A 14,438-nucleotide genomic window follows, 5' to 3' on the forward strand; every position below is an offset into this window, starting at 1 on the left:
TTTTTTTTCTAATCGAGAAATGGACGCATCACATCCTGACATTTTAATCGATCATAACCGCTGTATTTTCTGTAATTTATGTGTTCGTGCCAGCCAGGAAAAAGATAATAAAAATGTCTTTGCTATTAGTGGACGCGGCATAAACAAACACCTAATCATCAACTCTAAAAGTGGCCAATTAAAAGACAGCGATATAGACATTAATGATTGTGCTGCACATATATGCCCGACAGGGGCAATTATAATCAAACGTACTGGCTATCAGGTACCTATAGGTCAGCGTACTTATGATAAACACAAGATTGATGAAATTGCTTTAACTAAGGAGAATAAAAATCATGGCCGATAAATTAAAAGTTGCCACAACTTCATTAGCGGGTTGTTTTGGCTGTCATATGTCTCTTTTAGACATTGATGAGCGTATGCTGGAATTAGCTAAGCATGTCGAATTTGACCGTTCCCCCATTACCGATATAGAACATTGCGGCCCTTGTGATATTGGCTTAATAGAAGGTGGCGTGTGTAACTCTGAAAATGTTCATGTACTACGTGAGTTCCGTAAAAACTGTAAAGTTCTAGTCGCTGTAGGTGCTTGCGCTATTAATGGTGGCTTACCAGCGATGCGTAATCATATTCCACTGGAAGACTGCCTGAAAGAATCTTATATTGATGGCCTAGGAGTTGAAAATGCACAGATCCCCAGCGATCCAGAACTGCCATTATTATTAGATAAAGTACATCCAATACATGAGATTGTTAAGGTCGATTATTACATGCCCGGCTGCCCACCCTCGGCTGATGTCTTCTGGTCATTTTTAAGTGCAATTATTGCAGGACAGGAGCCGGCTTTACCTTATGACTTAGTGCATTTTGATTAACACTATTACTTGTAAAGATCATTCACCAAAATACACAATTCTTTTAGGTGCATAGACTTATGTATGAAAATTTAGAAACAGCAGACAAGCAGAAAAATTTAAAACGAGTAGTCGTTGACCCCGTTTCACGCGTTGAAGGTCATGGCAAAGTAACGCTATTACTCGATGAAAATAACAAAGTACAACAAGCCCGTTTACACATCGTCGAATTTCGTGGTTTTGAAAAGTTTATTCAGGGCCGTCCCTACTGGGAATTGCCTGTTTTAGTACAACGCTTATGTGATATCTGCCCGGTAAGTCATCATTTAGCAGCGGCTAAAGCCATTGACCAGTTAGTAGGGATTGACCCAGTTAATTTACCTGTTTCAGCAGATAAACTTAGACGTTTATTACATTTTGGACAAGTTTTGCAGTCACATGCTTTACACTTTTTCCATTTATCTAGTCCTGATTTATTATTCGGCTTCGAAAGCGACATTAGTAAACGTAATATTATCGCTGTTTTAAATGACTATCCTGAAGTCGGCTTACAAGGTGTCAAATTACGTAAGTTTGGCCAGGAAGTCATCCGTATGGTGTCTGGTAAACGTATTCATGGTACCGGTGCTATTGCCGGAGGCATGAATAAATCTCTAACGAAAGAGGAGCGTGATTATTTACTGGCGGATGTCGATCAGATGATCGAGTGGTCTGCAGGATCAGTTGCCTTAATTAAAAAAATACATTGCTCAAATTTACCTTATTATGATGATTTTGCCACCATCGAAACCAACTATTTAGGGCTGACTAAAGCTGATGGCGCTTTAGAACTCTATCATGGTGGAATCCGCGCTAAAGATAAGCTAGGAAATACAATACTCGATCATTTTGATTACTGTAATTATAACGATATTATTCACGAAGAAGTCCGCTCATGGACTTATATGAAATTTCCTTATTTAACCTCATTAGGCAAAGAAGACGGCTGGTATCGTGTGGGCCCACTTGCTAGAGTAAATAACTGTGACTATATTGATACACCTCTTGCAGAAGCAGCACGTGTCGAATTTAAACAACACAGTGGATCCGCCATGGTACACAGTACACTGGCTTTTCATTGGACCCGCTTAATTGAAGTATTACATTGTGCTGAAAGTATTAAAACCTTATTGAATGACCCCGATATTATGGGCTCTGATTTAGTTGCTCAAGGTGAAAAACGCTATCGGGGTATTGGTGTTATTGAGGCGCCACGTGGAACCTTATTTCATGACTATGAAATAGATGAAAATGATATTGTGACTAAAGCAAACCTGATTGTTTCTACCACTAGTAATAATATGGGGATGAATGAATCAGTACGGCAGGTTGCAGCTGAATATCTGTCCGGCCAGGAACTAACTGAACCCCTCTTAAATAACCTGGAAGTTGCAATCAGGGCTTATGACCCTTGCTTGTCCTGCGCAACCCATGCAGTTGGAAAAATGCCCTTACAGGTTGAATTGATTAATGCAGAGGGGGAATGCATCGATAAACTAATGAAGCAAAGTAATGGTGAAATTATAAAGCTCGAAGATTAAAAGTGAAGTAATGTAACACGCAATACTGTAGAGCGGACTTCAATCCGCTATCGCTAAAAATCAGGAAAATGGAACTTAGCGAAGTGATGGTTTTTTATCCCTGATAGGCGACAGGAGCCCCTGAATTTCGTGAAGTAGCATTGGGATGAGTGCGCGCCATGCGCCAGCCCTGTTGTGCATAGCGGACTGAAGCCCGCTCTACAGAAACTATAACCCTGTCAGCACTAATATGCCAAAAGAACCAAAATAGGTCAGGACAAAGTACAACACTGATAAACTACCACCAGTCCGCGAGTCAAAGCCAAAAAGCCCTTTTATCAAGTACGCTATGATTGCGATAGACCATACCATTAAAGCCATGCCAATATAGATTGGATAAGAAGCGAATTCACCACCTTTAGCAAAAATATACCAGAACAGTATGGGCAATCCCAGGACGTAGACAAAACTCTCACAAACAAGAATTGCTGTTAAAAAACGTTCAAAATTATAGGTACTACCATCTCTTAGTAGCAGTGCCCCCATAAAAATAAGTGTAATAAACACTTCGATAAATATTTGCATAAAGGCTTCTATTGGATCACTGATGTTCCCCTGAATAAACAGCCCTAGCAATAAATAGACGCCTAAATTAATAAATAAAAATTTTCTATCAGTGGGTAAATCTTCTGGAAAACCACTAAACCAACACAACTGTAAATAATCTTTTAACATAAGCATTCATTAAATTTAAAAATTATATTTCGCACTTTAGTTTGCAGAAATCATCTATTGATTTTCCGCCGTACGTTATTATTCTCTATCAAGAACACGTCTCGATCCATTTCCTTCTGGTTCACTCACAATGTTTTCCTCTTCCATTTGATCAATCATTCTTGCGGCTCGATTATATCCTACCTTAAAGCGTCGTTGCACACTAGAAATTGAAGCCCTTCCTGTTTCCATTACAAAGCTAACAGCATCATCATATAATGCATCTACCTCATCTTGAACATTTTCAGCACCAGTTGTATTGACAGCGGGTTCTTCCTGGGTAATTTCAGCTATGTAATTAGCTCCACCGTGTGATTTTAAATAATCAACAACAGCATGAACTTCTTCATCCCCTACAAAAGCACCGTGCGAACGTGTCGGAACACTGGTACCTGAAGGTAAAAATAGCATATCTCCATTACCTAGTAATGCTTCTGCTCCACCTTGATCTAAAATAGTGCGCGAATCAATACGCGAAGAAACCTGAAAAGAAATACGTGTCGGTACATTGGCTTTAATCAATCCAGTTAACACATCAACAGAAGGCCTCTGAGTTGCCAGTATTAAATGAATTCCAGCTGCACGGGCTTTTTGGGCTAAACGAGCAATTAATTCCTCTACTTTTTTGCCAACTATCATCATCATATCAGCCAACTCATCGATAACAATAACAATATGAGGCAAAGTGGATAATACCGGAAATGTCTCCCCCTCTGCTAAAGGATCAATCAATTGAAATAAAGGGTCCCGGATTGTCTCACCACGTGCGGCTGCATCTTCAACTTTCTGATTATAGCCGGCAAGATTTCTAACCCCTACCTTAGACATTAATTTATAGCGCCTTTCCATTTCAGCAACAGCCCAGCGCAACGCATTTTGCGCTTCTTTCATATCTGTTACAACGGGAGTTAATAAATGCGGAATACCTTCATAAATTGATAACTCCAGCATTTTAGGATCGACCATAATCATACGTACCTGATCAGGCGTTGCCTTGTAAAGCATACTAAGAATCATGGTATTAATAGCAACAGACTTACCTGACCCTGTCGTTCCTGCAACGAGTAAATGAGGCATTTTCGCTAAATCAGAGACAACAGTCTGACCTGAAACATCCTTCCCTAAGGCAAGTGTTAGCGGTGATTTTGCTTGCTGAAACTGTTCAGAAGAAATAATTTCACGAAAAGACACCAATTCTCGTTCCTGGTTTGGGATTTCCAGACCGATATAAGGCGTTCCTTCAATAATTTCAACGACACGTACACTGGTGACCAACATGGCACGTGCCAGATCTTTTGCTAAGCCACTCACACGACTCACCTTGACACCTGGTGCCAAAGACAATTCAAATCGTGTAATAATAGGCCCTGGATAAGCACCGGCCACTTCTGCAATTACTTTGTAATCCTTAAGTACCCGCTCAACTGTACGTGACATGGTGTCCAGTTCTTCAACTGAATAGGACAGTACCGATTGTTGATGTTCTTCTAATAAATTAATTGCAGGTAATTGGTATTCAGGTTTTTCTTGCGCTTTGAATGACCTGGAAAATCTTTCAGAAAATGAGGAGATAATACTTGCTGCAGTTTGTTCAGCCTGGTCAAACATAGATGGGTACGACGGAGTATTCTCAGTCTGCTTTTCAACCCCGTTTCCAACAATTGAAGCTGCATTTTTTTCTTTGGCTGCCTGCAATGCGCTAATCATAAAATCAGGCTTCTTAGGCAATGTATCAGTATCAGAAGATTCGTTTTCAACTTCTTCCGACTGATGCTCTGATAACTCAGCCCCTGCTATTTTTTCTTCAGCAATGCTACTATCATCTGATATTGAATCAATTATTTTACCCTTAGCAGCTTGCAGGGCCTTAATCATGAAATCTGGTTCATCATAGGTAGGAGCTTTAGCTTTGGATGAATCAGTATCTTCCCCTTCCTCCCAAACTTGAGCACTCAAATCAATTTCACTTCCTTGACTTGTTGGCTCTACATCTTGCCGGCTAGCACCTGTGTTATCTTCAGAAGCTTGCAGCGCTCTAATCATGTAATCAGTCTCATTTGCCAGAATTTCAGAGTTAAAATCTTTCCTACCTAGTTCTTCATCTAGGCCCTGTTTAGCAGATGCTAAGTTAGTTTCAGATTCACCTAACTCAGTTGATAAATCATTAGATTCATTAACTAGAACATTTTCATTGTCCTGGAAAAAAGTATTTAATTCAGTCTCAAATTCATCAAATGACTCCTCTAAGCCTCCATCTTCTGGCAAGACCTTATCCAGTGTTGGTGAAGCCTGATTATAAGAGTTAACAAGGGGCACAATTTCTGTAACAGGCTTTTCCTCGAAAATAGCCGTTGCATCTGCTAGTAGCGAATCTGTATGGTAGGCAGGCGAATTATCGGCAGTATTCTCATTTATCGCCAATACTCTTGGTTCAGAATGCAAATCAACCCGTTGTTGTTCTGTTTCCTGATTATTTTCTAACTCTGTTACAGGCAAATCAAAATTCGTTGTACTTTGTGTTTCTTCTACTATGTGGAAGTCAGAGAAAACGGGGTCAGAGTCAATATCCGGCTGTCTATCAATATTCGGTTCAACCTGGGGAACTCTAAAACTATCAGACTGTAGCTTATGTGCTTTTTCTTTTCTTGCAGGAGTTATACGGTGATTGGTTTTATTAGGCTTTATTCCTAGCCATTTTTTAACATTGACTATGCCCCAGTCAATTATTTTTAAGGTGTTTTTCCCAACCCACTCAACTCCGGAAATACAAGAAATACCTGTGAACTTTTCGAGTGCTGTCAGAATAGCCAGGGGAATTCCAATTAAGGCTAATACGGCAAAAATATCTTCCCCACCCATGGCGGTATCTACTGAACCGCTACTATTACCCACCGACTGAAAAATCCAAATCAAAGCAACTGCGACTATAATAAATAATCCAGAACGTATAAGCCATCGAACAGGGAAGCCGGAAAAAATGGCAAAATAATCTTTTTTAATTGGTTTTCTTCTATTCACAGTCTATCACTATAATATTGAAACAAAACAAGTCTAAGGGACAAGGATTTAAGAATACCCGAAAGTATGACGCAGGATCGGGTATTATTGAATTCTCGTTCCTAAGATAGCCCACTAATCTTTCCAGCCAAACATCTTCTGTATACATAATTTATTCAATGCTTTTGCCCTGCTGTAACTATCTGCTTCTGTATAACAGCGCAATTCAGGTGCATTTCCTGAACCGCGTATATGTACAACATCATTATTAGCTAAAGTAATGCGTACACCATCGGTACTATCAAAGGCAACTGCCTGCTCGATCTGTCCGGAAAATAATTGCGCAAAAGCTGTTGCATCCTGATCAAGTTGGCCCGTTTGGATTCCAGCTAAAATTGATTGACTCAACTCAGAAGGAAAATCTTTAATTCTATCGCTATAAGTGTAGCGCTCAGGCAAGGTCTTTAATAATTGTGAAATGCTATCGTTTTCTTGTCTGGCAGCCAGCAGAATACACAGCGCGACAATGACCGCATCACGAGTTGGTAATGCCGTTAACTGTTTGCCACTCAAAGCAACCGAAGTATTTAATAAAAAGCCTCCATTCGCTTCATACCCCGCTATTTTTTGCGCATCAACAATCGATTGCATTGCTGATATAACATAAGGCGAACCTATTTTTGTACGCACAACCTGAGAAAAACTAGCACATTTTTCTACCGCACTATTACTACTGACAGGAGTAACAATTGCATCAATCTGTAAAAAACGGGCAACTAGAATACCGGCAACATCGCCACGTAACCATTCTCCATGCTCATCACTAATTAAAGGCCTATCTGCATCGCCATCAGTTGAGACGATACAATCCAGATCATATTGAGCCGACCACTCTTTTGCTAGCACAACATCTTCCGCTTTTATGGCTTCAGTATCGACTGAAATAAAATACTCAGAGCGGCCTAATGGCAACACTTCAGCACCCAGGCCTGATAAAACCGTGATAAATAAATCTCGTGCCACCGAGGAATGCTGGTAAACACCAATTTTCATACCCGCCAAGGCATTTTTTGCAAAAAAACCTATATACCGAGCCACATATTGTTGCTCTGCAATCCGGTTAACAGCAGGTAAATAATTACTTCTGTGTAAGCTCTCCCCAACAAACAAAGCCTCATTAAGCTTCGGTTCTTGTGCCAGAATACCCTGTTCATCCTGTTTAAGCACTTCTCCATCAGGCTTGTTAAATTTGATGCCATTGCGATCATCTGGAATATGACTACCCGTCACCATAATCGAAGCTATGTTCTGGTTAATTCCATATAAAGTGAGAGCGGGTGTTGGCACTAAACCACAATTAACAACCTGATAGCCTGCATCAACTACGGCAGCGGCAACAGCATTCATAATTCGAGGAGTACTATTACGTAAATCTCCACCTATCGCTACAGTATGATCAGCTATGGCATCAATAGATTGTAGATATTCCAGAAACGACAGCGTATAGGCGTAACATACTTTATCAGTCATATCATTGACTAAACCACGAATACCACTGGTACCAAACTTGACCTTATTTTTCATTTTCCCTCGTTCTCAAATGCCAGCACACTACTGTAGAGCGGACTTTAGTCCGCTATTAATGGAGCACTATGGAGATTAGCAGACTAAAGTCCGCTCTACATCCTAACTTTTCTTTAGTTTTGCTTCAATTTCCTGCTTACGCTGAACTTGAGCAACTTTATCTAACACACCATTGACATAACGATGACTACCATCCGCACCAAAGGATTTAGCAAGCTCTACACCTTCATTAATTACGACACGATAAGGTACGTCGGGCTTATGTAATAACTCATAAACGCCTATTCTTAAAATTGCTCGCTCAACAGGGTCGATTTTTTCAACATCACGGTCAACAAAATCAGCCATAGAAGCATCAATCTTATCTAAATGCTGCGGAACACCATGAAACAAATCAGAAAAATAGCTCTTTTGAGCATTTTTTAAGCGTTGATCTTCTTTAAATTGACCTTCAATAGCCGTTAAATTTTGCCCGGTCATTTGCCATTGATATAATGCTTGAACTGCACACTGTCTGGCTTTACTCTTTGCCGAACTCATCAAGCTTCCAGGTTATTGAATAAGCTAACCATTTCAATCGCTGATAGAGCCGCTGCCGCACCATTGTTGCCAGCCTTAGTTCCTGCTCGCTCAATGGCCTGCTCTATGCTATCAACGGTTAACACACCAAAACTCACTGGAACATCATATTGCATAGAAACCTGTGCAATTCCTTTAACGCACTCATTTGACACATATTCAAAATGTGGTGTTGCACCACGAATAACAGCACCAACAGCGATAATTGCATCATATTTTTTAGATGCGGCAAGACGTTGTACTACCATAGGTAATTCAAAAGCGCCGGGAGCTTTTACCAAAGTAATATCCCCTTTATCGACACCATGACGAACTAATGCATCAATTGCACCATTTTCTAATTGCTCGACGATAAAGCTATTAAAACGGGAAGCCACAACACAGTATTTACCACCTTGTGCTGTAAAATTACCTTCAATTATTTTTACTGCTGACATATTTTCCTCTCAATATAATTAAGCAAAACTGTAAAACGTACTTTAACCCGCAAATATCACAGCTTACTTTAATTAGCGAACTAAAGAGAAGCTGTGAAAGTATTCAAAAAAATCTCCCTCCTTAGTTAAGGAGGGGTCAGGGGAGATTTGATATATATTTTATACGATCCCCCCTCAATCCCTCCCTTCTCAAGGGGGGAGGCTAAAAGTACATACTTTCACATTCTCTAAAGTCCGCTCTACACATTTTAAACTGGTGCTATATCAACCAATTCTATATTAAATCCCGATAAACCAAAGTAGGTTTTATGTGGGCCTAAAACCTGAATTTTATGCACACCCAGATCCGCAAGAATTTGCGAACCCGTACCAATAGTGCGCCAGGCATCAGTTTTTTTTGCTGCTGGAATAACCACACCATTATCTTGCATTTGGTACTGATGGACCAGCTCTGCCAGAGCCTTATTATTTTCATCTTGACGAATGATGACCAGGACTCCCCGGCCTTCTTCAGCTATCCGTTTCATTGCGTCACGTACAGGCATTTGACAATCGCTACGCGTTGATGAGAAAACATCATCCATTAAATTACGTGCGTGCACACGTACTAAAACTGGCTCACCATCAGTGACATCTCCCATCACCACAGCAAGGTGTACTTTATTATCATTACGGTCCTGAAAAGCCACTAAACGAAAATCACCATATTCAGTAGGCAAAGCACATTCACTGATACGCTCCAGAGTGCTTTCATTTTCGGTACGATAATGAATTAAGTCTGCAATCGTGCCAATTTTTAAATCATGTTTTTTGGCAAAGATTTCCAAGTCAGGTCGTCTAGCCATTGAACCATCATCATTTAAGATTTCGACAATCACCGCCGCTGGCTCTGCACCCGCCAAACGAGCCAAATCACAACCTGCTTCGGTGTGACCCGCACGGTTTAAAACACCACCATCTCGTGCCCTAATGGGAAAAATGTGACCTGGCTGTACTATATCTTCAGGTTTTGCATCTTTTGCAATAGCTCTTTGCACCGTCGTTGCTCTATCAGCAGCTGATATACCTGTTGTTACCCCTTCTGCAGCCTCAATCGACACAGTAAAATTGGTTGAAAATGCTGCATTATTATCACTCACCATCAAAGGCAAACGTAATTGTTGACAGCGTTCCCCTGTTAAGGTTAAACAAATCAGACCGCGCCCAAATCGCGCCATAAAATTGATATCTTCAGGGCGAGCAAAATCAGCTGCCATCAATAAATCGCCTTCATTCTCGCGATCTTCATCATCCATGATAATCACCATTTTTCCCTGGCGTATATCTTCAATAATTTCTTCAGTTGTATTCATTCTGCTTACAAAAACCCACTTTCTTTTAATAAATCTTCAGTAACGCCTGCTGCACAAGTTGCGGCGGCTTCTCCTTTCATTAAGCGCTCCATATAGCGTGCTAACAAATCAACTTCCAGATTAATTTTATCACCTACAACAGCAAAACCTAAGCTTGTTTCTTTTAAGGTATGAGGCACAACATTGACACTAAATACAGCTCCCTCAACGGTATTAATAGTTAAACTAATTCCATTAATACAAATAGAGCCTTTTTCGGCAATATATTTAGCAAGCTCATCAGGCGCTTTAAATTTAAATCGAATTGAACGACCATCGGGCTTTTTTTCAATCAGCGTAGCCAAACCATCGACATGACCACTGACAATATGCCCCCCCATCCGGGTTTGTGGAGTTAAAGCCAACTCAATATTAACCGCTGTACCTGTACTAGCCTGCTTTAAATTGGTACGCGATAAAGTTTCATTAGAAACATCAGCAACAAAGCCATGCTCACTGAGCTCCACTGCAGTTAAGCAAATCCCATTGACAGCAATACTATCCCCAAGATTTGCATCTGCTAAAGACAGTTTCCCAGTGTCAATTGACAAGCGCACATCACCAGCTTTTTGTTCAATCTGTGTTATTTTACCCACGGCTAAAATAATGCCTGTAAACATATTATTTTTGCACCTTATAATCTAGTCTTAAATCCATTCCAATTTTACGCATATCTACAAACTGTAATTGTTTTTTCTCAGCCATCACTGACACATTAGGCATAGCAAATAGCCCTCGTCCACTGGAGCCTAAAATACTGGGTGCCATATAAATAATACATTCATCAATCAAGCCTTGCTCTATTAAAGCACCATTGAGAACACTACCCGCCTCAATTAAAACATCATTAATCTGTTGTTCAGCTAAAAAACCTAATACTTCCGCTAAATCCAGACGCCCCTTTGCATCGGCAGCTAAATGATAAACTTCTGCACCCGCTCCTTCTAACGCCTCCATCTCATTCTGTTCTTCAGAGCAAGTCAAAATAACAGTACGGCCCTCTAATGCCAACACCCTGGCAGTGACGGGGGTTCGTAAAGACGAATCTAGAATAATCCGCACGGGTTGCTCTACATCAACGCCTTCCATGCGTACATTCATACCAGGGTCATCAGCAATAACGGTATCCACTCCAGTTAACACCGCCCCGCTTGCAGCGCGCAATTTCTGCACATCCTGTCTTGCCTGTGCTGAGGTAATCCACTTGCTTTCACCCGAAGCCATTGCCGTACGCCCATCTAAACTCATAGCTAATTTACTAATAACATATGGTTTACCCGTTAGCATTCGAGAGACAAACCCCTTATTCAGTAGCCTGGCTTCATCGTCCAGTACACCGCAACTAACACTTATATCCGCCTGTTCAAGTAAGGCTAGTCCTTTTCCGGCAACTAAGGGATTAGGGTCTTTCATTGCCACTACAACTCGTGCCACACCTGCATTTATTAATGCTTCAGCACAAGGAGGTGTTCTTCCATAATGAAAACAAGGCTCCAAGGTCACATAGACAGTTGCACCCTGTGCATTTTGCGTGTTTTTTAATGCTTCTATCTCAGCATGCCCCTGGCCGGCACGCACATGCCATCCTTCAGCAATTATCTGCTTATCCTTTACCAGAACACAGCCAACACGTGGGTTAGGTTTAGTCGTATAAGTTCCCTGCCTAGCCAAAAACAAAGCACGTGCCATAAAATGACCGTCTTGTTTTCGCGTTTGTTCAAACATTTTTTTGTTTGCTTTGTAATCCGGCAATCATCTCGGTAAATTCACTAACATCCTGAAAACTACGATATACCGACGCAAAACGAACAAAAGCCACATGATCTAATGCACTCAATTCTTTCATGACTTGCTCGCCTATTTCGAGCGCAGCAACTTCTCTATCACCACTTGCCATTAATGCTTTTTTTATACGCGTAACAGCGGCTTCTATCTGATCACTACTGACAGGTCGTTTTTCCAGTGCACGCAAGATACCAGCACGTAACTTGTTTTCATTAAACGGCTCACGTAAGCCATCGCGTTTAACGATTCTAGGTAAATTAAATTCTGTCACTTCATAAGTAGTAAAGCGCTCTTTACATGTCACGCATTCACGGCGACGACGCACTTGATCACCCTCATTCGCTAATCGAGAATCAATTACCCGAGTATCATGGGCAGTACAGAATGGACAACGCATAGAAATATCTTACAGTGCTAGATTAAACAGAAAGCGTGATAAATTAAAAACTTATCAATTTTACAATAAATCAGTACTTAAAGCTGACTTAATTAAAAATTTAATCAACTTGCCAGACTCTGACTCAAAACGCTATCATCATTATTCGCATGAAGGATTTGAAGTTATCAGCTACAGACTTAGTAAAGTTTACGGAAAATGCTCATAAGATAGATGCAATCCCTTATTGTCCTTTCCTTCTCCGCAAAAACCAACCGTGCACTGCCCATAAATCAATGCAATAGCCCCCCCAATGGCATTCGCTTAAATAACAAAGTAACTAAAGATATTTATTCCGCAGCGACAGGAGTCCCGGAATTTCGTGAGGTAGCATGGCGCGCCTATATTTTTTCAGGTTTTATAGAAGGTTGCCCACTTTTCTTATCCCGAACTCAGGTTATTTAGCAACGTGCCGTAAACAAGGTGTCAGTGCAACTTTGGCAATGACTCTTGTGTTCGAGGGAAAGTTGCCTGAATTTTCTTTATAATTTTATTCAACTGTAAATTACGCTGAGTAGTTACAGAATTGCTATGATAAAATTAACTGTTGCAAAGTGTTTGTAACGTTTAACCAAACAGCTTCTAAGGGGTAAAGAACAACCTTAGGTCGACCTTTTCTGGGCATAGGTAATCCCCCTCACCTGGTCTAAAATCCATGAAAACAAATAACTAAAGGCCTGTTCAAAAAATTGAGAGGCAGATTGTTCTTAGTCCTCTGAAATTATTAGTGTCCCGCCTTAGACGGGAAGCCAGATTTCGCAAACGCTAAAAAATCAGGGAAGCGGGGAGTCGCTATTTTTTAAATTAAAATTGAGGTGATAAAATGGAAGATGGATATTTTAGGATTAAATGTGTGATACATAATACAACACTAGAAAAGGTTATATGCACAAACATCGTGTGCGAAAAATTCGATAATTTAGAAATTAATGATCAGATTGATTCAGGTCATAAACTAACGATCTTTACAGCCACCAATAATAGAATCTTTTGTTCTTTCAGAGGAGCAGAGACACTTACTGAGTATAAGTTAGCTATGACATGCCCTAAATCTAGTGGGAATAATGCGTGTGGCTATGGAAACGCTGGGTTACATCCTTATAATAGCCATAAGTTACTTCTCCTTAGATTTGATCTAGGACAAAAAGACCAAGCTGATTGGGACAACGATTTTTCATACAAGGGCGCCGAAGTTCCTTTTGGAGACTGTAGCTAGCTAACTTTGAAAAAGACTACTTGCGACAGAACCATTAATGTGGTTCTGTCGCAAAAAATAAATATTTGTGTAAAAATCAACTGTAACTTGTTTTTATGCGGCAAATGGATAAAACACCATTAACAATAGCAAATATAAAATGGCTTTTTATGCGGGTTTTATTTTCCATTCGCAAGGTTAAAACCTTCGCCTTTCAGGCGAACAGATTTATCTCAAATATTACAATCTAAGGAATGTGTACGAAATAACTTCCTGAAATAAGTTAAGCTTGAATAATAAAATATCTCCCCTAAATCAAGATTATCTTAATTTATAACTTAGTCCTTGTCTTATGTCATTTCCTTATAAAACAAGTATCGAAAAATCAATGAAAAAATTTTATGGCTCACTGAGTGAAAAAGACAAACGACGCTATGCCGCCATTGAGAGTGAAAAATTATCTCATGGTGGCGTTAACTATATTTCAGATTTATTAGGGTGTGATCCAAAAACCATCCGCCGTGGACAAAAAGAACTCAGCGAATTAGAGCAGGATACGGCGGGAATCAGACAACCTGGAGGCGGTCGAAAAAAAAGTTATCTAAGCCCGAATATAAAGGAATAGATCAAGACTTTTTAGCTATTCTTCAGCAGCATACAGCAGGTGCTCCAATGAACTCATCTATTCGCTGGACTTATTTAAAGCCTCATGAAATCGTCAGTGAATTATTAAAAAAGGGTTATTCTGTCAGTCGTAATATTGTTCGGTATTTATTAAAAAAACATCACTATGTTAAGCGCAAAGCCCAGAAAAACATAACGATGGGCGACCATCCTGACCGCA

General features: G+C 40.2%; 16 protein-coding genes. 7 read left to right on the forward strand and 9 right to left on the reverse strand.

Features of this window, described 5'->3' with window-relative positions; all coding sequences use genetic code 11:
• The 3 genes from CDZ78_RS05900 to CDZ78_RS05910 all read left to right on the forward strand — a co-directional run.
• Positions 1-349: ferredoxin (locus tag CDZ78_RS05900; RefSeq protein ID WP_174664557.1), on the forward strand; the 349-nt coding region annotated here is incomplete at its 5' end.
• Positions 339-878: an NADH-quinone oxidoreductase subunit B family protein gene (locus CDZ78_RS05905; protein ID WP_087869171.1), complete on the forward strand. Its 540-nt coding sequence runs from the start codon at positions 339-341 to the stop codon at positions 876-878. The genes CDZ78_RS05900 and CDZ78_RS05905, both read left to right, overlap by 11 nt.
• 59 nt (positions 879-937) lie before the next feature.
• Positions 938-2,437 (forward strand): Ni/Fe hydrogenase subunit alpha, encoded by a 1,500-nt coding sequence (locus CDZ78_RS05910; RefSeq protein ID WP_087869172.1) that lies wholly within the window; start codon positions 938-940, stop codon positions 2,435-2,437.
• Positions 2,438-2,644: 207 nt separating this feature from the next.
• Here the strand turns inward: CDZ78_RS05910 and CDZ78_RS05915 are convergent, their stop codons facing one another.
• The 9 genes from CDZ78_RS05915 to nrdR form a co-directional block, all read right to left on the reverse strand.
• Positions 2,645-3,151, reverse strand: a complete 507-nt coding sequence (locus tag CDZ78_RS05915) for a hypothetical protein (RefSeq protein ID WP_140413901.1) — start codon at positions 3,149-3,151, stop codon at positions 2,645-2,647.
• Positions 3,152-3,229: 78 nt separating this feature from the next.
• Positions 3,230-6,208 (reverse strand): DNA translocase FtsK, encoded by a 2,979-nt coding sequence (locus tag CDZ78_RS05920; RefSeq protein WP_244559169.1) that lies wholly within the window; start codon positions 6,206-6,208, stop codon positions 3,230-3,232.
• A 114-nt stretch (positions 6,209-6,322) separates the two neighbouring features.
• Entirely contained in the window at positions 6,323-7,771 is a 1,449-nt protein-coding gene (locus tag CDZ78_RS05925; RefSeq protein WP_087869174.1) for a phosphomannomutase, read from the reverse strand.
• Between the two features lie 102 nt (positions 7,772-7,873).
• The gene (nusB, locus tag CDZ78_RS05930; protein ID WP_087869175.1) at positions 7,874-8,311 is read right to left on the reverse strand and encodes a transcription antitermination factor NusB; all 438 of its coding nucleotides are present in this window, start codon (positions 8,309-8,311) and stop codon (positions 7,874-7,876) included.
• Complete coding sequence (gene ribH / locus CDZ78_RS05935) at positions 8,311-8,787, reverse strand: 6,7-dimethyl-8-ribityllumazine synthase (protein ID WP_087869176.1); 477 nt, start codon at positions 8,785-8,787, stop codon at positions 8,311-8,313. The genes nusB and ribH overlap by 1 nt, the downstream gene beginning before the upstream one ends.
• A 248-nt stretch (positions 8,788-9,035) precedes the next feature.
• On the reverse strand, positions 9,036-10,139 hold the full coding sequence (gene ribBA / locus CDZ78_RS05940; protein ID WP_087869177.1) for a bifunctional 3,4-dihydroxy-2-butanone-4-phosphate synthase/GTP cyclohydrolase II: 1,104 nt from the start codon (positions 10,137-10,139) through the stop codon (positions 9,036-9,038).
• A 5-nt stretch (positions 10,140-10,144) separates the two neighbouring features.
• Positions 10,145-10,798: a riboflavin synthase gene (locus CDZ78_RS05945; protein WP_087869178.1), complete on the reverse strand. Its 654-nt coding sequence runs from the start codon at positions 10,796-10,798 to the stop codon at positions 10,145-10,147.
• Position 10,799: 1 nt separating this feature from the next.
• On the reverse strand, positions 10,800-11,903 hold the full coding sequence (gene ribD / locus CDZ78_RS05950; protein WP_087869179.1) for a bifunctional diaminohydroxyphosphoribosylaminopyrimidine deaminase/5-amino-6-(5-phosphoribosylamino)uracil reductase RibD: 1,104 nt from the start codon (positions 11,901-11,903) through the stop codon (positions 10,800-10,802).
• Complete coding sequence (gene nrdR / locus CDZ78_RS05955; protein WP_087869180.1) at positions 11,896-12,360, reverse strand: transcriptional regulator NrdR; 465 nt, start codon at positions 12,358-12,360, stop codon at positions 11,896-11,898. Before nrdR ends, ribD begins: the two co-directional genes overlap by 8 nt.
• A gap of 213 nt (positions 12,361-12,573) precedes the next feature.
• Here nrdR and CDZ78_RS05960 point away from each other — a divergent pair, with 213 nt between their 5' ends.
• From CDZ78_RS05960 to CDZ78_RS24225, 4 genes are all read left to right on the forward strand, one after another.
• Positions 12,574-12,804 carry a hypothetical protein gene (locus tag CDZ78_RS05960; RefSeq protein WP_087869181.1) on the forward strand — a complete coding sequence of 77 codons (231 nt, stop codon included), beginning with the start codon at positions 12,574-12,576 and terminating at the stop codon, positions 12,802-12,804.
• Positions 12,805-13,222: 418 nt separating this feature from the next.
• Positions 13,223-13,615, forward strand: a complete 393-nt coding sequence (locus tag CDZ78_RS05965) for a hypothetical protein (RefSeq protein ID WP_087869182.1) — start codon at positions 13,223-13,225, stop codon at positions 13,613-13,615.
• Between the two features lie 331 nt (positions 13,616-13,946).
• The gene (locus CDZ78_RS05970; protein WP_230990520.1) at positions 13,947-14,219 is read left to right on the forward strand and encodes a hypothetical protein; all 273 of its coding nucleotides are present in this window, start codon (positions 13,947-13,949) and stop codon (positions 14,217-14,219) included.
• 17 nt (positions 14,220-14,236) lie between these two features.
• Positions 14,237-14,438: ISAzo13-like element transposase-related protein (locus tag CDZ78_RS24225; protein ID WP_444979198.1), on the forward strand; the 202-nt coding region annotated here is incomplete at its 3' end.

The organism is Bathymodiolus platifrons methanotrophic gill symbiont (assembly GCF_002189065.1).
GTDB lineage: Bacteria > Pseudomonadota > Gammaproteobacteria > Methylococcales > Methylomonadaceae > Methyloprofundus.